Below are 22,340 nucleotides of genomic sequence, written 5' to 3'. Positions count from 1 at the left end.
GATCACCTCCGGCAAGGGCAAAACCGGTCAGCATGAAAACCCTCTGGTTCGACCCCGCAGGTGAGGCAGCCCCCGAGTACCTGCCCGATGTCCGCCCGGAGACGATGCCCATCGACGTCGTCGACAGATTCGACCAGGTCATCGTCGGAGGTGGCATCACCGGTCTGACGACCGGCCTGCTGCTGGCCCGCGCGGGCCAGTCGGTCGCGGTCCTCGAAGCCCGGCACATGGGCGCCGCGGCGACCGGCCACACCACCGGCAAGCTCTCGCTGCTCCAGGGCACTCGACTGTCGTCGATCGCGAGCCGCCACGGCCACTCGGCCGTACAGGACTACGTCGAGGCCAACCGCGAGGGACAGGCCTGGTTGCGCCACTATCTCGAACACCGCGGCCTGCAGGTCGACGAACGTGCGGCCCTCACCTTCGCCGCTACCGCGTCCGGCGCGAAGTCGGTGGAGAAGGAGTTCGAGGCCTGCCGCGCTCATGACCTGCCCGTCGAACACGTCGACTGCCCCGAGCTGCCCTTCGACGTCCGCACCGCCATTCGCCTCGACGGTCAGGCCCAGATCGACCCGATGGTCGTGCTCCGTGCCCTGGCCGACGACCTGCGCGCACACGGCGGCCACTTCTACGAGGGCGTCCGTGTGCAGGGCCTCCGCCACGGCTCACCGAACGTCCTCTCGACCGACGCCGGTGACGTCCGTGCCGACTCGGTGGTCATCGCCACCGGACAGCCCTTCCTCGACCGCGGCGGCTACTTCGCCCGGGTCCATCCCCAGCGGTCCTACGCCGCGGCGTTCACCGTCGACGGGGACATCCCCGGCGAGATGTACCTCGGCTCCGACAACCCGTCGGTCTCACTGCGGACGGTCTCCCGGCCCGGCTACGACCGCGAACTGCTCATGGTCGGCGGCTTCGGACACGAGGTGGGCCGGACGAAGTCCGAGCGACAGCATGTCCTCGACCTGATCAGCTGGACCCAGAAGCACTTCCCCTCGGCACAGATGGTCGCGCGCTGGTCGGCCCAGGACTACACGACGATCGACGAATTGCCTTATGTCGGACCGATTCTGCCGGGCGTCGACTCGGTGCAGGTGGCGACCGGGTTCGCCAAGTGGGGTCTGACAAACGGCGTCGCCGCGGCGCTCGCGATGACGGGACGCATCCTCGGTTCCGAACCACCGTGGTCGACGACCCTGCGCCCGTGGCGCACGACCGAGATCAGCCGCCCCGGCTCGCTGGCCTCGGCGGTGTCGGCCAACGCGCAGGTCGCGGGATACATGGCCGCCGGTTACCTGTCGCTGCTGAAGCCGACCGACGGCGCACCCGAGGAAGGCGACGGCAGCGTCGGGCGTTCCGGCGTGAAGCCCGAGGGCGTGTGCACCGTGCAGGGCCAGACGCGGTCCGTCGCGCCGCTGTGCACGCACCTCTACGGCGTGCTGCGATGGAACGATGCCGAACAGTCCTGGGACTGCCCGCTGCACGGTTCGCGATTCAGCCACACCGGCGAGGTCCTCGAAGGTCCGGCCACCCGGAACCTGGCCTCGCACAACGACTGAGCGGGACACAGCGGACCGTCGTCGGGCCCGACGACGGTTCGCCTTGTCAAGTCCGGACGACGGCCGGCGCCGAACCGGCAAGCGCGGCCTCGCCCAGCATGCGTCGGAACACCGGACCGGTCAGCGTCGCGATCGGGCGCTGCACCGCTCCGGCCAGGACGCGGACACCTACGTCGAGTGCTCGCGCGTCGAGGCCGACCGGAATGCGGTCCCGGCCGCTCAGGACCCCGTGCAGGATCGCCGCTGCCGCGGCATCCGGCCGCGTACCGGGCAGGCGACGGTTGAACCCCCGCGTCACGAAGTCCCGCACCCCGGGCGTCACGTACAACGCGCGGGCGGCGATCTCGGTGTGCACGACGCCGGGATGAACACTGTGCACCCGGACGTCGGACCCTTGGGCACGAAGCTGTAGCTGGATGGTCTCGGAGTAGCCGCGCGCGGCGAACTTCGAGGCGGAGTACGCGGACTGCGTGGGGCAACCGAGGAATCCGAAGGCGCTGGAGGTGTTCACGATCGACCCGCCGCCGGCCGCCTGCAGATGCGGGAGGAAGGCCACGGTGCCGTTCACGACGCCGCCGAGGTTCACGGCCATGATCCGCCGCGCGTAATCGTCGTCCTCCTCGAGAACGCCCGCCACCATCGTGATCCCGGCATTGTTGAACACCATGGCCGGCGGGCCGGACCGACCGATGACGGCGTCGGCATATGCGGTCATCGCATCGGCGTCGGACACATCGACCTCGTCGAGATGCACCCGGGCACCGGCGTCGCACAACCGCACCGTTTCCTGCGCGGCCGGAAGGTCGACATCGCTCAGGAACACCTCGACACCCGCACGATCGAATCGCCGCGCGAGTGCCCGGCCCATCCCCGCCCCGGCACCGGTGATCACCACCGGCCGCCCGGCGCAGCGCCGACGAAGCCGGCCATCGGAGACCTGCGGATGCCACAGTCGCGCGGGCGGAAACGCCGGGTCCAGGCGCAGCGACCGGAGTTCAGACCAGTTCGTCACCCGTGCGGACTACCCGCTTGCCCCGGCGCTACACATCCCTCAGAATCGCCGGGCACGGCTGCGCCTCGACCCGCGCGTTCACCTCCCGCGCGCATCGTCGGCGTTTACGGTCGGGGGCCGCGGGTAACCCGCGCACCGGACAGCGTGACGTACCGGCCCGGAGCACATCGGCCGGGTGAGATCGATACGGACGAGGGGAGTCGACCGTTGAGTGTGTCGGATGCAGTGGTCGTCGGGGCCGGCCACAACGGGCTCATCGCCGCGATCCGGCTAGCCGATGCGGGCTGGGATGTCACGCTCCTCGAAGCGCAGCCCGAGGTCGGCGGCGCAGTCCGGAGCGCCGAGATCACCCCCGGGTACGTCACCGACCTGTTCAGCGCCTTCTATCCGCTCGCGGTGGCGTCGCCGGTCTTCGCCGACCTCGACCTCGCCGATCACGGTCTGGAGTGGAGCCGCGCACCGCTGGCCGTCGGCCACCCCGCTGGGCCCGACGACGTCAACGCGCCGGTCGTCTTCCCCGATGCCGCCGACACCGCCGCGCACCTGGCCACCTTCGACGAGCGTGACCGGCGCGCCTGGCTCGACCTGGTCGAGCAGTGGCAGCAACTCCGGCCCGCGATCCTCGACACCCTGTTCGGTCCGTTCCCCCCGGTCCGCGCGCTGTTGTCGCTCCTCCGCTCGCTCGGCACGGCAGACGCCCTGCGCCTGGCCCGGTTCCTCATCCTGCCGGCCGATCAGATGGTGCGTGAACTGTTCCACAGCGAGAAATCCGGTCTGCTCATCATCGGCAACTCCCTGCACGCCGACATCCCGCTCCACGCACCCGGCAGCGGATTGATGGGGTACCTGCTGACCATGCTCGGCCAGGACACCGGGTATCCCGTACCCGTGGGCGGGGCGAGCGCACTGCCCGCGGCCCTTCGACGCCGCGCCGAGAGCGCCGGGGTGACCGTCGTCTGCGACACCCGCGTCACCCGGATTGACGTCCAGGGCGGGCGGGCCACCGGGGTGGTGGACAGCACCGGCCGCCGATGGCCGGCGAAGCGCGCCGTGCTCGCCGACGTGGCAGCGCCCACGCTCTACACCGAGCTGCTGTCGGCCGACGTCGTGCCCGCGCGCGTCCTCGACGACCTGAGGGCCTTCGCCTGGGACACCCCGGTGGTCAAGGTGAACTACGCCCTGCGTGAGAAGATCCCTTGGCGCAGTAACAATCTCAGCGGAGCCGGCACCATCCACCTCGGCGCCGACGCGCGCAACATCGCCTACGGGACCGCCGACATCGAAACCGGCCGTGTCCCGGAGCATCCGTTCCTGCTCTTCGGCCAGATGACCACCGCGGACCCGGGCCGGTCCCCCGCGGGCACCGAAAGCGCTTGGTCCTACAGCCATCTCCCGCGCGGAGTGACCGACGACGAGGCGGCCCAGCTGCTGGCCCGCAGGATGGACGCCGTCCTCGAAGCCCACGCGCCCGGTGTCTCCGACCTCATCGTGGGACGGCACGTCCAGACCCCACACGACCTGCAGGCCGCCGACGCCAATCTCGTCCATGGGACGGTCAACGGCGGTACGGCACAACTGTTCCAGCAGTTGATCTTCCGCCCGACGCCGAACCTGGGCGGTGCGTCGACGCCGGTGGATCGCCTCTACCTGGCGGGGGCGGGAGCGCACCCCGGTGGCGGGGTCCACGGCGCCTGTGGCAACAATGCCGCGCGCGCCGCCCTCGCCTCGGACGGGTTCCGCGGATTCCCGCGAAGAGTATTCGACCGCAACATCATCCGACGACTGACCAAGACCGACAACAATCACTGAACGGAGCAGCGGAGCATGAACCGAGTCGAACGTCATACGAGTGCCACACCGGCGCAGGTCTGGTCGGTGCTGTCCAACGGCTGGCTGTACGCCTCGTGGGTCGTCGGGGCCTCCCGCATCCGCAACGTCGACCACACGTGGCCGCAACCCGGATCGAAGATCTATCACTCGGCGGGGGTGTGGCCGGCTCTGCTCAACGACGAGACGGAATCCGTCGAGTCGAAGGCCGGGCTTCTCGAATTGTCGGCCGCCGGATGGCCTTTCGGTCGTGCACGAATCCGCATGACGATCGAGAAGGACGGTGACGGTTCCCTCATCGGCATGGAGGAGTTCGTGGAGACCCCGCCGCTCAGATGGATTCCGCCGACCATCCAGGAAACCGTCATGTCGCCGCGCCTCAACGAATGCCTGAAACGGCTGGCGATGCTCGCCGAGAACCACGCGGGATGACAGGGTTGCAACCGGGTCGGTGCGGGTACGCCTTCTGGCATGACCACAGCACTCGCCATCAACTGCACCCTCAAACCCTCTCCTGCTGAATCGAGCAGCGAGCTCATCGCCCGACATATCCTGGACGCACTCGCCGAGCAGGGCGTGACCGGGGACATCGTCCGAGCGGTGGATTTCGACATCCGGCCGGGAGTCGAACGAGACATGGGCGACGGTGACGAGTGGCCCGCGCTCTTCGAACGGGTTGCGGCCGCCGACATCCTGGTGATCGCGACCCCGACGTGGCTGGGCCACATGTCCAGCGTCACCCAGCGTGTTCTGGAACGCCTCGACGCGGAGATCTCCGAGACCGACGACGCCGGCCGCCCCGGGATGCTGGGCAAGGTGGCGATGTGCGGTGTCGTCGGCAACGAGGACGGCGCCCACAAGATCATCGCCGATGTCTTCGGCGCGCTCAACGACATCGGGTTCACGATCCCCGGGCAGGGCAACACCTACTGGAACGACGAGGCGATGGGCGGCCGCGACTACAAGGATCTCGACTCGGTTCCCGACCCCGTCGACTCCGCCACCCATGCCGCCGCCCGCAACGCGGCACACCTCGCTCGACTGCTGTCGCAGAACAGCTTTCCACCGTACGAATGAGCAAGATGTCCGCGGACGACCTTTGTCGACTCCCAGTCGCTGTCCGATGTCGTGCGGCTCAGGCCGTCTCGCCGTCCGCGAGATGACCGGCGTCCTCGGCAGCCTGGCGGCGTAGTCGCTCCCGGTATCCGTAGGTGGCCCGCAGGACGTCGTCGTAGCTGTCGGCACTGGAACCGAGGGCGCCGGCGAAGATCCCCATCGACGTCGCCAGCCATGCCAGGTACACGTAATTGCGCAACCCCACCGGATATCCGAGCTGCGAGGCGAGGAAGTTCTCCTCGATGACGATGAGCGCCGCCGTCAGTGTCGCCAGGAACAGCCCGGCGTACAGCACCACCGCGCTGAACACGACGGTGCACACCGTCGCCATGTTGTAGAGGCGCGCACGCGGTTTCGCGGTGACCGTCACCCGTTCCCACAGGCGATTGTTGACGATGAGCCACAGCGAGGCGAGCACCAACGACAGCAGGGTGATGGCTGCGAGACGCCACGCACTCAGCGCATTGGCCATCGACCAGATCGTGGAGAAGAAGATGCCGAACGACGCCGCTGCGGCGGCTGCGGCGGTCATGCCGGTGAGGGTCGGGATCAGCCGCCACGGCCGATTTCCCCGAACCATTCCGGCCATCAACTTCAGACGACGCGAATAACCCTCGGCGCACACGTATTCGGTGTCGCCGTCGCCGATGACGACGATGCCGCGCTGCTCCTCGAACTCGCGCATGGACCCCGCACCGGTCACCGCCTCGGCGATGGTGGAGATCAAGGTCCGCAGCGCTCGCCGGGGAGCGGGTCCGAGAGCTGGGAGCGAGACGACGGCGGCGTTGCGTTCGCGGTCGAGTTCGGCCAGCACCACAAGGTTTCGTGGGCTGCGATCGTTGCCGTCGGCGTCCCGCGGCTTGTACAGCCGCGGCATCTCGGTGACGAACACGACCACCTCGTCGGCCGAGTCATCCGTACCCCAGACGGTCTCCAGATCACCGCGCGGCGTCATCTGCAGTGTGGTGTCCCTCGTGACGGTGTGTCCGCGGTACTCCAGTGACAGCTCGTCGGCGATCTGCTCGAAGCGGTCCTCACCGCGCTCGATCAGGGCGGCCGGAAGACCGTGTTCGGCGACGATCCGCAGCGCTCCGGCGCGCCGCGGATCGTCGTTCTCGGTGGTCATGTGCGTCTCTGCCGTCATGATCAGGCGGGGCCTCAGTCCGGCGGCTCGGACTCCCCCGCCGCAGGGGAGTCCGGGTTGTCCTCGTCGTCGCGGGCGGTGGCGGCGGAGGGGTCCACCTGCTCGTCCGTGTCGGGTTCGTCGACAGTCCGCTCCTCGAGTTCGTCGACCTTGCGTCGAGCATCATCCGGCGTCGCGTCCGGCTTACCGGTCTCGGCCGGCTCCATGGGCAGTTCTTCGGTCATCGTGTGCGTCGACCCTCCGGTTGGTGTCGCTCGGTGGTGCCTCTGTCAGAGGGACGGGTTCCCGTTCACCACAGCGGGCAAACCCGGCGGGACACCGACCAAGCGCGGAGACGGTCGACCGTCACCGAGCCGTACTAGAGCGTCGAGGTGTCGATCACGAAGCGGTAGCGCACATCCGAGGCCACGACGCGGTCGTAGGCCTCGTTGATCCGGTCCGCGGAGATCACCTCGATCTCGGCACCGATGCCGTGTTCGGCGCAGAAGTCGAGCATCTCCTGGGTCTGTGCGATGCCGCCGATCATCGAGCCGGCGAAGCTGCGCCGCTTTCCGATCAGCGCACCCGCGGGCACGTCGATCGGATGTTCGGGCAGCCCGAGTTCTACCAGCGTGCCGTCGAGAGCGAGCATGCCGAGGTATTTTCCGATCGGCAGGTTGGCCGACACGGTGTTCAAGATGAGGTCGAACGAACTGCGCAGTTCACGGAAGGTCTGCGGGTCGCCGGTCGCGTGATAGTGGTCGGCTCCGAGGCGCAGACCGTCCTCCATCTTCTTCAGCGACTGCGACAGCACCGTCACCTCGGCGCCGAGCGCGTGGGCGATCTTCACCCCGACGTGACCGAGCCCGCCCAGGCCGACGATCGCCACCTTCTTCCCCGGGCCGGCACCCCAGTGCCGCAGCGGTGAGTAGAGCGTTATCCCGGCACACAGCAGCGGGGCTGCCTCGTCGAGTGCGATGCCGTCGGGAATCCGCAGGACGTAGTTCTCGTCGACGACGATCGACGTGCTGTATCCGCCGTGCGTGGGTGTCCCATCGCGGCCGACGGCGTTGTAGGTGCCCACGTTGCCCCGCTCGCAGTACTGCTCCTCGCCGAGTCGGCACGGTTCGCACTCGCGGCACGAGTCGACGAAACAGCCCACGCCGACCCGATCACCGACCGCGTACCGGGTGACGTCGTCGCCGACGGCCGCGACCGTCCCGGCGATCTCGTGGCCGGGCACCACCGGGAACTTCGTCCCGCCCCACTCGTCGCGGGCGGTGTGGATGTCGGAATGACAGATCCCGGCGAACGCGATGTCGATCGACACGTCGTGCGGGCCCAGGTCGCGTCGTTCGATGGTGGTCGGTTCGAGCGGGCGATCGGCTGCCGGCGCGATGTAGGCGTTGACCGTGGTGGGCATGCGGACTCCTGGGTACACATTCGATGGGTGGCAGATGGGCGATGCGCAACGCACCGACGACACACGAACAGATGCGGGCTGATGCATGTGTCCGACGCCCGCCAGTCTGCCCCCCGCGCGTTTTCCTTGCCATAACGGCACGTCGCGGCGTCGCGGGTGCTGTCCATCGGGGCGCGAGGCCACTGGATCCGTCGGCGATGATCGTTACAATGACCGACGGTGACGATCAACAGCTCAGTCGACGACGGTCAGCGCACGCAGTTGCACCCGGTGTCCCCGATCGCCGAGCTCACGCGATTCGGGACGACCACCGCTCACGCGGCTGCGGGCGTCGGACGCTTCGTCCTCCACACGGCAGGCGACGCCCTACGGGGTCGCCCACCCGGCGCCGCCCGCGTCGCGCACGAGATCCGGACCACGTTCGAACACCTGGGTCCGACCTACGTGAAGCTCGGCCAGCTCATCGCCTCGAGTCCCGGCGTCTTCTCCGAATCGATGTCCACCGAGTTCGAATCACTCCTGGACCGCGTGAAACCCGCCGACCCCGCGCTCATGCGTGCACAGTTCATCGCCGAACTGGGCCGAGCGCCCGAGGAAGTCTTCGCCACGTTCGATCCGGTGCCCATCGCGTCGGCGTCGATCGCCCAGGTGCACACCGCGACCTTGCGCGGCGGCGAGGAGGTGGTCGTCAAGATCCAGCGTCCGGGCATCGCCGACCGCCTGGCGCCCGACGTCGCGATCCTCGAACGCCTCGCCGGCCTCGTCGAGATCTCCGAGTACGGGCGGATGCTCAGCGCGCGGCACGTGGTCGAGGACTTCGCGGCCGGCCTCGACGCCGAACTGGACTTCCGCATCGAGGCCGACACCATGCGCGAGTGGTTCGCCTGCCTGCAGCCGGGCCCGTACGGCGACCGAGTCCGCGTGCCGCACGTCTACGACGACTTCACGACGCAGCGCGTGCTGACCATGGAACGAATCCACGCCATCCGCATCGACGACGTCGCGGCCGTACGCGCCGCAGGCCACGACGGAGTCGCGCTGTGCCGCAACCTCCTGCTGTCCCTACTGGACTCGGCATTCCACGGCGGGTTGTTCCATGGGGACCTGCACGCCGGGAACGTCCTCGTCGACGACGCGGGCAAGCTGGTCCTCCTCGATTTCGGCATCGTCGGGCGTTTCACCCCGCGCACCCGGCGCATGCTCCGCCAGCTCGTCGTCGACCTCGTGGTCCGCGGGGACTACGAGTCCGCCGGCCGGGCGATCTTCCTCCTCGGCGCCGTCCACAAGCCGGGTTCGACGTCGCAGGGCGCGGAGGACATCAAGAAGGTGACGACTCCGCTGTCGACCACCGACCTCGGTTCGATGTCCTACACCGACCTCGGGCGGCAACTCGCCGCCGTCGCCAAGGCCCACGACGCACGGCTCCCGCGTGAACTCGTCCTCGTGGGTAAGCAGTTGCTGTACGTCGAGAAGTACACGAAACTGCTGGCGCCCCGGTGGAAGGCCATGTCCGACAAGGAGATCTACGGCTACATGGCCGGCATCCTGAAGGAGGCGGAACGCGATCGTCGAGCCGCCCAGGGCTGACTCCCCGCCGCGGATCCCGGCATGTCGGACCGACTGTGGCCAACTGTGGCAAACGCGACAGTTAGGGTGGGAGCGATCAGCTGATTCCAGGAGTCACACATGAGACGTTTTGTGCCGGCAGTGCTGGCCTTCTTCGGCGCTGCGTGTATCGCGGCGGCCATCGCCATACCGCTCTACCTCGTGCCGCAGTTGAAGGTGGTTCCGCTCGATCTGGACATCACCTCCGACGCGACCACGGTGGCGGCGGACGGTTCGACCGGAGAGCGCTTCCCGGCGGTGATCTTCGACCGTTGCTCGGTGTCCGAGGATCGTGCCCGCACTCTCGAGGCGCATCTCACCCAGCAGCGACGCTCGATCATCATCGAACCGTCGGACAGCCGCCAGGCGAGCCTGCAGTCGGCGCAGACCGTGCGCATCGACCGCCTGCGCGACGCCGAGGGAACCGAGACCGAACCCAGCTTCGCGGCTGCGGGCGAGACCCGCACCTGTGAGGACGGTCTGCTGACCGCGACCATCGACCGCGTGTCGGTGAACCGCAAGACCTCGGCACCCAACGGGGCGGTCAGCTCGCTGCAGCTCGAGGCGGTCCCCGAGGGCGGCAACGTCAATGACGTGTCGGTCGCCATCGACAACCGCACCGGATACCAGTACAAGTTCGGTTTCGACGTGCAGCAGCGCGACTACCCGTACTACGACCTCAACACCCGCCAGGACTGCGCGGCGAAGTTCGAGGGCGAGGAGACCATCGACGGGATCAACACGTATCACTTCGTGTGTGACGTCCCGGAGACCGATCTCTCCAACCTCCCCAACGCGCAGGGTGAAGCAGCTCTGGGCACGATGCTGACGATGCCTGCCCGCTGGTGGGGCATCACCGGGCGCGGAGTGCGGGCGAACGACCCGATCACGATGCACCGGTACGCCGCCGCGACCCGCCACGTGTGGGTCGAGCCGGAGACCGGGACCATCGTCGACGGTCGTGAGGACCAGCACCAGTACTTCAAGTCGCCCGACCAGAGCGACGCCACCCCGGAAGCGGTGCGCGAGTTCCGGATGGACGCCCTGAAGGGCACCTTCAAGTGGACCGACGACACCGTCTCCAACCAGGCGAGCAAGGCCAGCGGCTACGTCGACCAGCTGAAGGTCGGCGGCTTCTGGGTGCCGATCATCCTCGGCATCGTCGGGGTGATCCTGTTGATCGCCGCCGCGCTGCTGCTCTTCCGCGGACGCCGCGACGACAACCGGGTCGATGACACCCCGGCGCCGACGACACCGCCCGCCGACGAGCGCGACACCACGCTGATCAATCGCGACGCACCGCCGGCCGGTGCAGCACCCGCGAGCGCCAACCCGTGGGAGCGGCCGACCGAGCAGATCCCCAAGGTCGGTGACACGCCGCCGCCCGACGACTCGGCCACGCGCACCTTCCGCAAGCAGCCGCCGCCCGAATAGGCAGCGACGCAACGACCACCGCGGGCGCATCCGGTACCACCGGATGCGCCCGCGGTGTTGTGTTTGTGGTTAAGGGGCGGTGACACACTCCTCCGTAGGCCGGCCCACCCAAGTGACCTCGACGGACGCGCGGGCACGCTACGCGTGCACGAGCTGCTCGGCCAGCAGGGGTTGCGCGCGGCAGAGTGTCTTCCGCTCCCTGAGGAGCGCCCGGAGCTTGCGGAGGGCGCGGCCAATCCCGCTCCCTGAGGAGCGCCCAGAGCTTGCGGAGGGCGCGGCCAGCCCCGCTCCCTGAGGAGCGCCCGGAGCTTGCGGAGGGCGCGGCCAACCCCGCTCCCTGAGGAGCGCCCGGAGCTTGCGGAGGGCGCGTCACGAAGGGTCGGCGACCGAGGTTGCGAAGACCCTTCGTGACGCTCGCAAGCTCGCTCCTCAGGGAGCAAGGGGTGACGCTCGCAAGCTCGCTCCTCAGGGAGCAAGGGGTGACGCTCGCAAGCTCGCTCCTCAGGGAGCAGAGGTCGGGCTCGCAAGCTCGCTCCTCAGGGAGCAGGGGGTGAAGCTCGCTCCTCAGGGAGCAGGGGGTGACGCTCGCAAGCTCGCTCCTCAGGGAGCAGGAGGGGTCCGCACGACAAGGGCCGGTGACCCGAAGGTCACCGGCCCTTGTCAGAGGGTCTGACTCAGAAGAAGGCGGGGCGGAAGGTCTTGGCCCACGACTCCTTGAAGGTGCTCTGCCAGTAGTCCCACCAGTGCGCACCGTCCGGGGTGATCCGGGTGGTGAGCTTGACGCCCGGGACGAGCGCGAGGCGACCGATGTAGAGCTGGCTGGAGGTCGACGCGGCGACCTCGAGCGGGATCATCTGCGCGAACTTGACGGGGTCGAAGTTGGCGCTGGCCGGGTTGACCGACGAGTCGTACTTGCTGCCGACACCGCTACCGGACGAGACGTAGACGTTCTTGCCCGCCAGGTTGCCCGCGCTCAGGAACGGGTCGTTCTGGAACCAGGTGCCCGCGGGGTAGAAGCCCCACATGTTGAACGGGTTACCGCCGACCTCCGCGACCGAGGCCATGATGCCCTGGGTGAAGCCCGGCATGGTGACCGTCGGGTAGCCGCTGTAGGACGCGACCGCCTTGTAGAAGTTCGGGTGGCGCGATGCGAGGTTCAGCGCCGAGGTGCCCGACATCGAGAGTCCGGCGATGCCGTTGCGACGGCTGTCGCTGCCGTGACGCGCAGCCATGTACCGCGGCAGTTCGCGGGTCAGGAACGTCTCCCACTTGTTGACACCCAGCTTGGGATCGGGGGTCTGCCAGTCGGTGTAGAAGCTGCCTGCGCCACCGAACGGGATGGCGACGTTGGTGCCCTTGCCGGCCATGTAGCGGGCGACGTCGGTGTTGATCAGCCAGCCGCTGTTGTTGTTCGGGGCACGGAGTCCGTCGAGCAGGTACAGCGTCGGCTTGGGTCCGCCACCGCCGGCCGAGACGATGCACACGGGCACGGTCCGGTTCATGGCGTTCGAGCGGACGTACTCGACATTGCAACCGTTGGCCGCGGAGGCCTCCGGCGGAGCTGCGACCAGCGTCGCACCCGACACGGCCACGAGAGCCACGAGTCCGGCGACGAGGCGCTTACGGGCGCGTGTCAGCATTCGTCAGTTTTCCTTTGGATCACCACGGCCGGAGCCGGCCGCTTGCGGGTCTTGCCTACCGGGTACTGCTGCGGGCTTGCATACGGAGTCGTACGTAGGGGGATTGTATTGGTCCCCCCGGGCAGCGGTACCCGTCGAGCTGAAGTGTAACGGCACGATAACGCCTCGGCAAAGGCGAGAGCGAGTCCTGTGATGACATCTTTCAGTGGCACACGTCACAGCGGTCGCCGCTGAACAGCTCATTTCGTACATAGGCGGCGCATGTGGCGAATTCTTCATCTGTTCGGGTCACACAGCCGCGATCGGCCCGTTACCGGTTTGCGCGGGCAACGGTGACGTCCGGTTCTCCGGTGACGGGCCGGGCGCCGGACAGGCCGGGCCATCGGCGCCAAGTCCGCTCGGCCCGCTCCCCGAACAACTAGGGTCGGGACGTGCACATGGGCGAGTATCTGTCCGCGGACGCGACCACCCTGGCCGGTCTCGTGGCCGCCGGCGAGGTGACCGCCGCCGAACTCCTCGACCTCGCACGAGCCCGTGCAGACGCTGTCAATCCGTCGCTCAACGCCATCGTGATCCGCATGGACGCCGAAGCCGACGCCCGCGTCCGCAGTGACCTCACCGGGCCTTTCGCCGGCGTCCCGTTCCTCATCAAGGACCTCGCGCAGGACTACCGCGGGTATCCGACGACCCGCGGCTCGCGCGCACTCGCCACCCACATCGCCCGCGAACACTCCTTCGGCGTGCGCCGGTTCCTCGACGCCGGCCTGGTCGTCTTCGGCAAGACGAACACCCCCGAGTTCGGCGCGAAGGCCATCACCGAACCCACCCTGTGGGGTCCCGCACGCAATCCGTGGGACCTCGACGTGACCCCCGGCGGATCGTCGGGCGGCAGTGCGGCCGCGGTGGCCGCCGGGATCGTGCCGGCGGCCGGGGCGAGCGATGGCGGCGGTTCCATCCGCATCCCGGCCGCGTGTACCGGGTTGTTCGGGCTCAAGAGCTCGCGTGGCCTGATGCCGTTCGGTCCGCAGACCGGTGAACCGCTGTTCGGGATGGGCGTCGAAGGTGTGGTGACCCGGACCGTCCGTGATGCTGCCGCACTGTACGACGCACTGATCGGACCGACGCCGTCGTCGACCTACCCGGCGCCGCTGCACACCGAGACCTACAGTGCCCGGATCGCGACCCCGCCCCGGTTGCTTCGGATCGGGTACACCACGATCTCGGCGATCAACGCGAATCCGCACCCGGAGGCCGTCGCTGCGGTCGAGCACGCGGCGTCGATCCTGACCGAACTCGGCCACCAGGTCGAGGAGGTCGATCCGCCGCATGACGACGCCGCCCTCGCCCGCGACTTCCTCGACATCTGGTTCGCCAAGTGCGCCGCCCAGGTCGACGAGGTCCGACGCCTCACCGGCGCTCCCGACTCCCACTTCGAGGCCGACACCCTGACGCTGGCGGAACTGGGCCGGGCCGCCGGCGTCGTCCCGTTGTTCACCGCGCTCGACCACATCAACGACCACGTCCTGGCCCTCGACCGCTTCCACCAGACCCACGATCTGCTGCTGACGCCCACCCTCGCGGTACCGCCGCCGCGGGTCGGGTCGATGACCACGCCACCGGTGCTGCAGCGGGCGTCGCGGCTCGCCTCCCGCGCGCGGTCCGGGCGTGCGATCTCCCGCTTGGGGATCGTCGACAAGCTCATCTACGAGAGCCTCGGCTGGGTGCCGTACACGCAGCTCGCCAACCTCACGGGCCGGCCGGCGATGAGCGTGCCGCTGCACTGGACCGATGCCGGCCTTCCGCTCGGCGTGCAGTTCGTCGGTCGTCTCGGTTCCGACGGCGATCTCCTCGCCCTCGCGGCGGGCCTCGAAGCCGCCGCGCCGTGGTTCCACCGGTACGCCGACATCGCGCTGTAGTACGGGGCTAATCTCGTCTGCGAATGCACATGTCCCGGGACCGGCCCGGTCATTTTGGCGGTGTGAGGAGATGCGGTGGCGGAGCACGGGGCCGACGCGGTGGTCGTCGGCGCGGGACTGGCGGGTCTCGTGGCGACATACGAACTCACCACGGCCGGACGCCGCGTCGTCGTGGTCGACCAGGAGAATCGCAACAACCTTGGCGCGCAGGCATTCTGGTCGCTGGGCGGGTTGTTCATGGTGGACACGCCGGAGCAGCGTCGGCTGGGCATCAAAGACTCCGCGGATCTCGCCCTGCAGGACTGGATGGGGTCGGCCGGTTTCGATCGTGACGACGAGGACTATTGGCCGCGCCAGTGGGCCCGCGCCTACGTGGACTTCGCGGCCACCGAGAAACGGCAGTACCTTCACGACCTCGGGTTGCGCATCACCCCGATCGTCGGGTGGGCCGAACGCGGCGGCGGATTCGCCGACGGCCACGGCAACTCGGTGCCCCGCTTCCACCTCACCTGGGGAACCGGACCCGAGGTCGTGCGGGTCTTCGCCGAGCCGGTCCTGGAGGCGGAGAAGCGCGGGCTCGTCGAGTTCCGGTTCCGGCATCGCGTCGACGAGCTCATCGTCGACGACGGCGCCGCCGTCGGCGTACGGGGTGTCACGCTCGCCCCGACCGACGCCGAACGCGGCCAGGCGTCGAACCGGGATGTGGTGGGCGACTTCGAGATCCGTGCCGGGTCGGTCATCGTCACCTCGGGCGGCATCGGCCACAATCACGACCTGATCCGCAAGAACTGGCCAGTCGACCGTCTCGGTCCCGCGCCGGAGACGATGATCTCGGGTGTCCCGGCGCACGTCGACGGCCGGATGCTGGAGATCAGCGAGACCGCCGGCGCGAACATCGTCAACCGTGACCGGATGTGGCATTACACCGAGGGCATCCACAACTGGGACCCGATCTGGCCCGACCACGCGATCCGCATCATCCCCGGCCCGTCCTCGCTGTGGCTCGACGCCAACGGCAACCGCCTCGCACCGCCGAACTTCCCCGGTTTCGACACCATCTCGACGATGAAGGCCATCCTGGCGGCCGGCCACGACTATTCGTGGTTCGTCCTCACCCAGACGATCGTGGAGAAGGAGTTCATGCTGTCGGGTTCGGAGCAGAACCCCGACATCACCGCGAAGGACGTCAAGCTGGCCGCGAAGAGCCGGCTGGCGAAGGGCGCCGCGGGACCGGTCGACGCCTTCGTGCGCAACGGCGTCGACTTCGTGGTCGCCGACAACCTCCCGGAACTGGTCGCCGGGATGAACAAGATCGCCCGCGGCCCCGAACTCGACCTCGCGCACCTCGAACGCATCATCTCCGCACGCGACGCCGAGATCGGCAACAAGTTCTCCAAGGACGCACAGCTGATGGCGATCACCAATGCCCGACAGTTCGTCGGCGACAAGATCGTTCGGGTCGCCAAGCCGCATCGACTGCTCGATCCCGAACACGGCCCGCTGATCGCGGTCCGGCTCAACATCCTGACCCGCAAGACCCTGGGCGGGCTCGAGACCAATCTCGACTCCCAGGTCCTGCGGCCGGACGGCACCGCCTTCGACGGCCTGTTCGCCGCCGGCGAGGTCGCGGGCTTCGGCGGCGGTGGCGTCCACGGGTACAACGCACTCGAGGGGACGTTCCTCGGCGGATGCATCTTCTCCGGCCGCGCCGCCGGCCGGGCGGTGGCGCGGGCCACAACGCGCCGCTGACCCGTCACCGGTCAGCGTCGAAAAGGGTTGCCTGCCCTATACATTCGCGGCACGATCTGCTGCCCCACGGTTTGTACGCATGGGCTAGTGTGTTCAGCGTGCCGGTGCCCCAGACGATCCTGACGCGGAAGACCAAGTCGGCGATCTTCCTCGTCTTCACCATCGACGACGGCGGTGAAGACGCGGTTCGCGCTGCGCTGGAAGACATCCCCGGTTTGAACAACGCGGTGTCCTCGCGGGCTCCCGAGGCGGCACTGGCCGGGATCGTGTCGATCGGCTCCGCGGCGTGGGACCGCCTGTTCACCGGCCCGCGACCACGCTCGTTGCGGCCGTTCGTCCCCTACGAGGGCGATGTCCACACCGCCCCGGCGACGCCCGCCGATCTGCTCGTGCACATCAAGTCCGACGACATGGGCCTGTGTTACAAACTCGGCGCCAAGATCACCGAGGCATTCGGGGACGCGGTCACCGTCGTCGACGAAGTGCACGGGTTCCGCTACTTCGACCTGCGCGACCTCATCGGCTTCGTCGACGGCACCGAGAACCCGATCGGACAGGCGGCGATCGACGCGATCACGGTCGGCGGGGAGGACCCGGACTTCGAGGGCGGCAGCTACGTCGCCATCCAGCGTTACATACACGACCTGTCGTCGTGGAACGACCTGAGCACCGAGGAGCAGGAAGCCGCGATCGGGCGGACCAAGCTCGACAACGTCGAGATGGCCGACGACGTGAAGCCCCCGAACTCCCACATCGCGCTGAACGTCGTCGAGGACGAGAACGGCGAGGAGATCGACGTCGTGCGGGACAACATGCCGTACGGCGACGTCTCGGGTGCCGGTGTCAACGGCACGTTCTACATCGCCTACTCGGCAGCGCCCGACGTCACCGAGGAGATGCTGCGCAAGATGTTCATCGGCGACCCGCCCGGCACCTACGACCGCCTCCTCGACTTCACCACCGCGGTCACCGGGGCCCAGTTCTTCACCCCGACACTCGACTTCCTCGAAGACCTGCCACCCGCGCCCGACGCCGCACCCACGGCTTCCCCCGCCCCGACAACGCGTTCCGACGGCTCGCTCGGCATCGGTTCACTGCACTGACGACACCCTTCCGACCACCGCACCAGGAGGACACCATGAACAACCTGCATCGCGAACTCGCGCCGATCTCCGACGCGGCGTGGGCGGAGATCGAGGAGGAGGCGACGCGCTCGTTCAAACGCAACGTCGCGGGCCGTCGCCTCGTCGACGTGACCGGGCCGCTCGGCTCCGACACCGCATCGGTGACGCTCGGACATCGCACCAAGATCGACTCACCGTCGCAGGGGATCACCGCCTTCCAGCGGCGCACCCAGTCGCTGGTGGAACTCAAGGTCCCGTTCACGGTGTCCCGCGAGGCCATCGACGACGTCGACCGCGGCGCCAAAGACTCCGACTGGGACCCGGTCGTGGAGGCCGCACGCGAACTCGCGCTCGCCGAGGACCGGGCGATCTTCGAGGGTTACGCCGCGGCGTCGATCACCGGCATCCGCGCCGAGGCCGCCGCCACCCCGATCCCGCTGCCCGCCGACGTGCGCGACTACCCGGAGGCGGTCAGCCAGGCGCTGAGCACACTGCGCCTGGCGTCGGTCGACGGTCCGTACGCGGTGGCCCTGTCGGCCGAGGCCTACACCCAGGTCAACGAGACGTCGAACCACGGCTACCCGATCCTCGAACACATCCAGCGCCTGTTCACCGGCGACATCGTGTGGGCGCCCGCGATCAGCGGCGCGTTCGTGATGAGCACCCGCGGCGGCGACTTCGAACTGACCATCGGCCAGGACGTGTCCATCGGCTACGACTCACACGACGCCGACGTGGTGAACCTGTACTTCCAGGAGTCGTTCACCTTCCTCACCCACACCGCCGAGGCAGCCGTCGCGCTGACCGAGCCGCCCACCGTCTGAGCACCTGCCCGCGGTCCCCGCCTGCGCGGATTCCCGGTGGGCAGATACTCGGCGGCGTCCGTTGCGAGCGGCAACTAGTCTGGCGCAGGTGATCGCAGTGAACTCCGGCCGGTCCTCCCTCCCGGCGGCCAGATGCTGACCCGACTCGTCCGCACCTACCTCTCCCGGTACCGCATCAACGTCGTGCTCGTCATCGTGCTGCAACTGCTGGCGACCATCGCGATGCTGTACCTGCCGAGCCTCAACGCCGACATCATCGACAACGGCGTCGCCCGCGGGGACACCGGTTACATCCTGCGCATCGGCGGCTGGATGCTGCTGGTGAGCGTCGCCCAGATCATCGTGACGGTGACCGCGCAGTACTTCGGCGCGCGCGCCGCGCTCGGGGTCGGGCGCGACATCCGGGGCGACCTCCTGCATCGGGTGAACTCCTTCTCCGCACGCGAGGTCGGCACGTTCGGCGCGCCGTCACTGATCACCCGCACCACCAACGACGTCCAGCAGGTGCAGCTGCTCATCGTGATGAGCAGCGCGATCCTGGTGATGGCGCCGATCATGTGTATCGGCGGGATCGTCATGGGCGTCCGGGAGGCGCCGGCCCTGTCCTGGGTCATCGCCATCGCGGTGCCCATCCTCGGGGTGTCGATGGGGGCCATCATCGCGAAGATGATCCCCGGCTTCCGGGCGATGCAGGAACGGATCGACAACGTCAACCGCGTCCTGCGCGAGCAGATCACCGGCATCCGGGTTGTGCGGGCGTTCGTGCGAGAAGACTACGAACGCAAGCGTTTCGCGGTCGCCAACGACCACCTCGCCGACGCGACCCTGCACGTCGGCCGGTTGATGGCCCTGATGTTCCCGGTCGTCATGGTGATCACCAACGTCACCATCGTCGCAGTGATCTGGTTCGGCGGGCACGCGGTCTCCGACGGTTCGCTGGAGATCGGCGCACTGACCGCGGTGATGAGCTACGTGATGCAGATCCTGATGTCGGTGATGATGGCGTCGTTCCTGGCGATGATGGCCCCGCGCGCGGCGGTCTGCGCCGAACGCATCTCCGAGGTCCTCGCCACCGACACCTCGGTCCATCCGCCGAGTGAACCGGTCGGTTTCGCCACCCACCCCGGCACGGTGGAGTTCGATGCCGCCGAGTTCCGCTATCCCGGCGCCGACGACCCGGTGTTGAGCGGCATCGACTTCCGCGTCGAGCCGGGCACCACGACCGCGATCGTCGGCTCGACGGGGTCGGGCAAGACCACCCTCGTCGGGCTGGTGCCGCGGCTGATCGACACGACCTCCGGCACGGTCCGGGTCGGCGGCACCGACGTCAAGCGACTCGATCCCGACGAGCTCCGGTCGGTCGTCGGTCTGGTGCCCCAGCGGCCGTACCTGTTCTCGGGAACCATCCGCTCGAACCTGCTGCACGGCAAGGCCGACGCCACCGACGACGAGATCTGGGAGGCGCTGCGCATCGCGCAGGCGGAGGACTTCGTGTCCGCGATGCCCGACGGCCTGGACACCAAGGTGTCCCAGGGCGGGACGACCGTCTCCGGCGGGCAGCGGCAGCGCCTGGCGATCGCACGCGCCCTCATCCGGCGGCCCGCGATCTACCTCTTCGACGACTCGTTCTCCGCGCTCGACCTGACCACCGATGCGCGGCTGCGCGCCGCACTGCGCCCCGCCACCCGCGACGCCGCGGTCATCGTCGTGGCGCAACGCATCTCGACCATCGTCGACGCCGAGCAGATCGTCGTGCTCGATCGCGGCCGGGTCGTCGGGCTCGGTACCCACGACGACCTGCGGCAGTCGTGCCCGACCTACGCCGAGATCGTCGAATCGCAGATGGCGATGGAGGAGCGCTCATGACCCGGCCCGGAGGCCCGCCGATGGCGGCCGGACCCGAATCCAAGCCTCGCTCGTTCTGGCCGTCGGTCAAACGCGTTGTCGCACAGCTCGCGTCGTACCGACTGCTGATGACGGTCACGCTCGCGTCGCTGGTCGGCTCGGTCGTGCTGATCGCGATCGCGCCCCGCGTGCTGGGTTACGCCACCGACCTCGTCTTCGACGGCGTGATCGGCCGCACCCTGCCCGAGGGGCTCACCAAGGAACAGGCGGTGGCCGGGCTCCGCGAGAGCGGTGACGACACGTTCGCCGACATGGTCTCGTCGATGGACGTGACCCCCGGCGTCGGAGTCGATTTCGGCGCCGTGGGGCGCGTGCTGCTGATCACCCTCGTGCTGTACGTGGTGTCCTCTGCGCTCGCCTGGCTCGCCGGGTACCTGCTGAACATCGTCGTCGTCGGCACCATCCGCCGGCTCCGCGACGACGTCGAGGCCAAGGTGCATCGCCTGCCGCTGCGCTACTACGACACGATGCCGCGCGGCGAGCTGTTGAGCCGGGTGACCAACGATCTCGACAACCTGTCACAGAGCATGCAGCAGACCATCTCCCAGTTCGCGAACTCGGTGCTGACGGTGATCGCGCTGCTGATCATGATGATCTGGATCTCGCCGCTGCTGGCGCTCATCGCGGTGGCCACGGTGCCGCTGGCGATCATCGCGACCGGCATCATCGCGAAGCGTTCGAAGCCGCACTTCTCGGCCCAGTGGTCGTCGACGGGCGCGCTCAATGCTCAAGTCGAGGAGGCCTTCACCGGGCATGAGCTGGTGACCGCCTTCGGTCGTCAGCGCGAGATCGAGGCGACCTTCGACGAACGCAACGAGAAACTGTACGAGTCGAGTTGGCGCGCGCAGTTCATCTCCGGCGTCATCATGCCGACGATCATGTTCCTGGGAAACCTCAACTACGTGGCGGTCGCGGTCGTCGGTGGTCTGCGCGTGGCGTCGGGCTCGCTGAGTCTCGGTGAGGTGCAGGCGTTCATCCAGTACTCGCGCCAGTTCACGCAGCCGCTGACGCAGATCGGTTCGATGATCAACCTGATGCAGAGCGGCGTCGCCTCCGCCGAGCGGATCTTCGACATCCTGGACGCCGACGAGCAGTCGCCCGACGCCGCGAATCCGAAGACGCCCGCCGAGGACAAGGGACTCATCGAGTTCGACGACGTCTCCTTCCGCTACGTCGAGGACAAGCCGCTGATCGAGAATCTCAGCCTGGTGGCGCGCCCCGGGCACATGGTCGCGATCGTCGGCCCGACCGGCGCGGGCAAGACCACCCTGGTCAACCTGATCATGCGGTTCTACGACGTTGATTCCGGTGTCATCCGGGTCGACGGCGTCGACTCCACGGACATGACGCGCGACGACCTGCGCGAGCGCACCGGCATGGTGCTGCAGGACTCGTGGCTGTTCGGCGGCACGATCTACGACAACATCGCCTACGGCGATCCCACCGCCTCGCGAGAGGAGGTGCTCGACGCCGCCCGGATGAGTCATGTCCACCACTTCGTGCGCACCCTCCCCGACGGCTATGACACCGTGCTCGACGACGAGGGCGGTGGCGTGAGTGCCGGTGAGCGGCAGCTCATCACGATCGCGCGGGCCTTCCTCGCCCGGCCCACGATCCTCATCCTCGACGAGGCGACGAGTTCCGTCGACACCCGCACCGAGCTGCTCATCCAGAAGGCGATGGCCAATCTGCGGTCGGATCGCACGAGTTTCGTCATCGCGCACCGACTCTCCACGGTGCGCGACGCCGACGTCATCGTCGTCATGGAGGACGGGCACATCGTCGAGCAGGGCAACCACGACGAACTGCTCGCGGCCCGCGGCGCCTACTGCCGGCTGTACGAAAGCCAGTTCACCGGGGCCATCGAGGCGAGCTGAGACCCTTCGTGACGCTCGCAAGCTCGCTCCTCAGGGAGCACAAGAAGGCTCGCTTCGCTCGCACCTTAGGGAGCAGGAAAAGCGCGTCCCCACCCGCTCCCTAATCCGAGAGCGCCACACACCCATTGGTCCCTAATCCGAAGAGTGTGGTGAGGTGGCTGCTCAGGCCGCTCCGTGGGGTGTGATGGTGACTTCGTATCCGAGTT

General features: G+C 68.3%; 17 protein-coding genes. 12 read left to right on the top strand and 5 right to left on the bottom strand.

Features of this window, described 5'->3' with window-relative positions; translation table 11 throughout:
- Positions 1 to 32 precede the first annotated feature (32 nt).
- Positions 33 to 1,559, top strand: a complete 1,527-nt coding sequence (locus KB201_RS23340) for an FAD-dependent oxidoreductase (protein ID WP_211540682.1) — start codon at positions 33 to 35, stop codon at positions 1,557 to 1,559.
- Between the two features lie 46 nt (positions 1,560 to 1,605).
- Here KB201_RS23340 and KB201_RS23335 read toward each other — a convergent pair whose 3' ends face one another.
- On the bottom strand, positions 1,606 to 2,571 hold the full coding sequence (locus KB201_RS23335) for an SDR family NAD(P)-dependent oxidoreductase (protein ID WP_374193970.1): 966 nt from the start codon (positions 2,569 to 2,571) through the stop codon (positions 1,606 to 1,608).
- Positions 2,572 to 2,778: 207 nt separating this feature from the next.
- Between KB201_RS23335 and KB201_RS23330 the strand changes: the two genes are divergently transcribed.
- Genes KB201_RS23330 through KB201_RS23320 form a run of 3 tightly spaced genes read left to right on the top strand, consistent with a single transcriptional unit; the run spans position 2,779 to position 5,475 of the window.
- Positions 2,779 to 4,380 carry an NAD(P)/FAD-dependent oxidoreductase gene (locus KB201_RS23330; protein ID WP_211540680.1) on the top strand — a complete coding sequence of 534 codons (1,602 nt, stop codon included), beginning with the start codon at positions 2,779 to 2,781 and terminating at the stop codon, positions 4,378 to 4,380.
- A 15-nt stretch (positions 4,381 to 4,395) separates the two neighbouring features.
- Entirely contained in the window at positions 4,396 to 4,830 is a 435-nt protein-coding gene (locus tag KB201_RS23325) for an SRPBCC family protein (RefSeq protein ID WP_058253794.1), read from the top strand.
- A gap of 39 nt (positions 4,831 to 4,869) precedes the next feature.
- On the top strand, positions 4,870 to 5,475 hold the full coding sequence (locus KB201_RS23320) for a flavodoxin family protein (protein ID WP_058253793.1): 606 nt from the start codon (positions 4,870 to 4,872) through the stop codon (positions 5,473 to 5,475).
- Between the two features lie 58 nt (positions 5,476 to 5,533).
- Here the strand turns inward: KB201_RS23320 and KB201_RS23315 are convergent, their stop codons facing one another.
- The 3 genes from KB201_RS23315 to KB201_RS23305 form a co-directional block, all read right to left on the bottom strand.
- Positions 5,534 to 6,640: a hypothetical protein gene (locus KB201_RS23315; protein ID WP_211540678.1), complete on the bottom strand. Its 1,107-nt coding sequence runs from the start codon at positions 6,638 to 6,640 to the stop codon at positions 5,534 to 5,536.
- Between the two features lie 32 nt (positions 6,641 to 6,672).
- Positions 6,673 to 6,882, bottom strand: a complete 210-nt coding sequence (locus tag KB201_RS23310) for a hypothetical protein (protein WP_211540676.1) — start codon at positions 6,880 to 6,882, stop codon at positions 6,673 to 6,675.
- A 134-nt stretch (positions 6,883 to 7,016) separates the two neighbouring features.
- Positions 7,017 to 8,060 carry an NAD(P)-dependent alcohol dehydrogenase gene (locus KB201_RS23305; RefSeq protein WP_211540673.1) on the bottom strand — a complete coding sequence of 348 codons (1,044 nt, stop codon included), beginning with the start codon at positions 8,058 to 8,060 and terminating at the stop codon, positions 7,017 to 7,019.
- A 219-nt stretch (positions 8,061 to 8,279) separates the two neighbouring features.
- On the opposite strand from KB201_RS23305, the gene KB201_RS23300 reads away from it, so the two are divergent.
- Positions 8,280 to 9,647, top strand: a complete 1,368-nt coding sequence (locus KB201_RS23300) for an AarF/ABC1/UbiB kinase family protein (RefSeq protein ID WP_211540671.1) — start codon at positions 8,280 to 8,282, stop codon at positions 9,645 to 9,647.
- A 99-nt stretch (positions 9,648 to 9,746) separates the two neighbouring features.
- Positions 9,747 to 11,099 (top strand): DUF3068 domain-containing protein, encoded by a 1,353-nt coding sequence (locus KB201_RS23295; RefSeq protein ID WP_058253789.1) that lies wholly within the window; start codon positions 9,747 to 9,749, stop codon positions 11,097 to 11,099.
- A gap of 674 nt (positions 11,100 to 11,773) precedes the next feature.
- On the opposite strand, the gene KB201_RS23290 is transcribed toward KB201_RS23295, so the two are convergent.
- Entirely contained in the window at positions 11,774 to 12,739 is a 966-nt protein-coding gene (locus KB201_RS23290) for an alpha/beta hydrolase family protein (protein ID WP_065632259.1), read from the bottom strand.
- A gap of 437 nt (positions 12,740 to 13,176) precedes the next feature.
- Between KB201_RS23290 and KB201_RS23285 the strand changes: the two genes are divergently transcribed.
- The 6 genes from KB201_RS23285 (at position 13,177) to KB201_RS23260 (ending at position 22,134) form a co-directional block, all read left to right on the top strand.
- The gene (locus KB201_RS23285) at positions 13,177 to 14,655 is read left to right on the top strand and encodes an amidase (RefSeq protein ID WP_211540670.1); all 1,479 of its coding nucleotides are present in this window, start codon (positions 13,177 to 13,179) and stop codon (positions 14,653 to 14,655) included.
- A 75-nt stretch (positions 14,656 to 14,730) separates the two neighbouring features.
- Entirely contained in the window at positions 14,731 to 16,404 is a 1,674-nt protein-coding gene (locus KB201_RS23280) for an FAD-binding dehydrogenase (RefSeq protein WP_211540667.1), read from the top strand.
- A 98-nt stretch (positions 16,405 to 16,502) separates the two neighbouring features.
- Positions 16,503 to 17,507, top strand: a complete 1,005-nt coding sequence (locus KB201_RS23275; RefSeq protein WP_211540665.1) for a Dyp-type peroxidase — start codon at positions 16,503 to 16,505, stop codon at positions 17,505 to 17,507.
- A 35-nt stretch (positions 17,508 to 17,542) separates the two neighbouring features.
- Positions 17,543 to 18,352, top strand: coding sequence for a family 1 encapsulin nanocompartment shell protein (locus KB201_RS23270; protein ID WP_058253785.1), 810 nt, complete (start codon positions 17,543 to 17,545; stop codon positions 18,350 to 18,352).
- A 132-nt stretch (positions 18,353 to 18,484) separates the two neighbouring features.
- Positions 18,485 to 20,218, top strand: coding sequence for an ABC transporter ATP-binding protein (locus KB201_RS23265; RefSeq protein ID WP_211540662.1), 1,734 nt, complete (start codon positions 18,485 to 18,487; stop codon positions 20,216 to 20,218).
- Positions 20,215 to 22,134 carry an ABC transporter ATP-binding protein gene (locus tag KB201_RS23260; protein WP_211540660.1) on the top strand — a complete coding sequence of 640 codons (1,920 nt, stop codon included), beginning with the start codon at positions 20,215 to 20,217 and terminating at the stop codon, positions 22,132 to 22,134. Before KB201_RS23265 ends, KB201_RS23260 begins: the two co-directional genes overlap by 4 nt.
- The last annotated feature ends 206 nt before the right edge of the window (positions 22,135 to 22,340 follow it).

It is taken from the genome of Gordonia sp. SCSIO 19800, assembly GCF_018132775.1.
Classification (GTDB): domain Bacteria; phylum Actinomycetota; class Actinomycetes; order Mycobacteriales; family Mycobacteriaceae; genus Gordonia; species Gordonia hongkongensis.
The sequence above is the reverse complement of the archived record's forward strand: the minus strand, read 5'-3'. Positions and strand labels throughout refer to the sequence as shown.

Excerpts from the sequence above, each read along its gene's own strand:
- KB201_RS23340 (WP_211540682.1), top strand. The coding sequence starts at position 33 with ATGAAAACCCTCTGGTTCGACCCCGCAGGTGAGGCAGCCCCCGAGTAC.
- KB201_RS23325 (WP_058253794.1), top strand. The coding sequence starts at position 4,396 with ATGAACCGAGTCGAACGTCATACGAGTGCCACACCGGCGCAGGTCTGG.
- KB201_RS23320 (WP_058253793.1), top strand. The coding sequence starts at position 4,870 with ATGACCACAGCACTCGCCATCAACTGCACCCTCAAACCCTCTCCTGCT.
- KB201_RS23315 (WP_211540678.1), bottom strand. The coding sequence starts at position 6,640 with ATGACCACCGAGAACGACGATCCGCGGCGCGCCGGAGCGCTGCGGATC.
- KB201_RS23310 (WP_211540676.1), bottom strand. The coding sequence starts at position 6,882 with ATGACCGAAGAACTGCCCATGGAGCCGGCCGAGACCGGTAAGCCGGAC.
- KB201_RS23305 (WP_211540673.1), bottom strand. The coding sequence starts at position 8,060 with ATGCCCACCACGGTCAACGCCTACATCGCGCCGGCAGCCGATCGCCCG.
- KB201_RS23295 (WP_058253789.1), top strand. The coding sequence starts at position 9,747 with ATGAGACGTTTTGTGCCGGCAGTGCTGGCCTTCTTCGGCGCTGCGTGT.
- KB201_RS23290 (WP_065632259.1), bottom strand. The coding sequence starts at position 12,739 with ATGCTGACACGCGCCCGTAAGCGCCTCGTCGCCGGACTCGTGGCTCTC.
- KB201_RS23285 (WP_211540670.1), top strand. The coding sequence starts at position 13,177 with ATGGGCGAGTATCTGTCCGCGGACGCGACCACCCTGGCCGGTCTCGTG.
- KB201_RS23270 (WP_058253785.1), top strand. The coding sequence starts at position 17,543 with ATGAACAACCTGCATCGCGAACTCGCGCCGATCTCCGACGCGGCGTGG.
- KB201_RS23265 (WP_211540662.1), top strand. The coding sequence starts at position 18,485 with ATGCTGACCCGACTCGTCCGCACCTACCTCTCCCGGTACCGCATCAAC.
- KB201_RS23260 (WP_211540660.1), top strand. The coding sequence starts at position 20,215 with ATGACCCGGCCCGGAGGCCCGCCGATGGCGGCCGGACCCGAATCCAAG.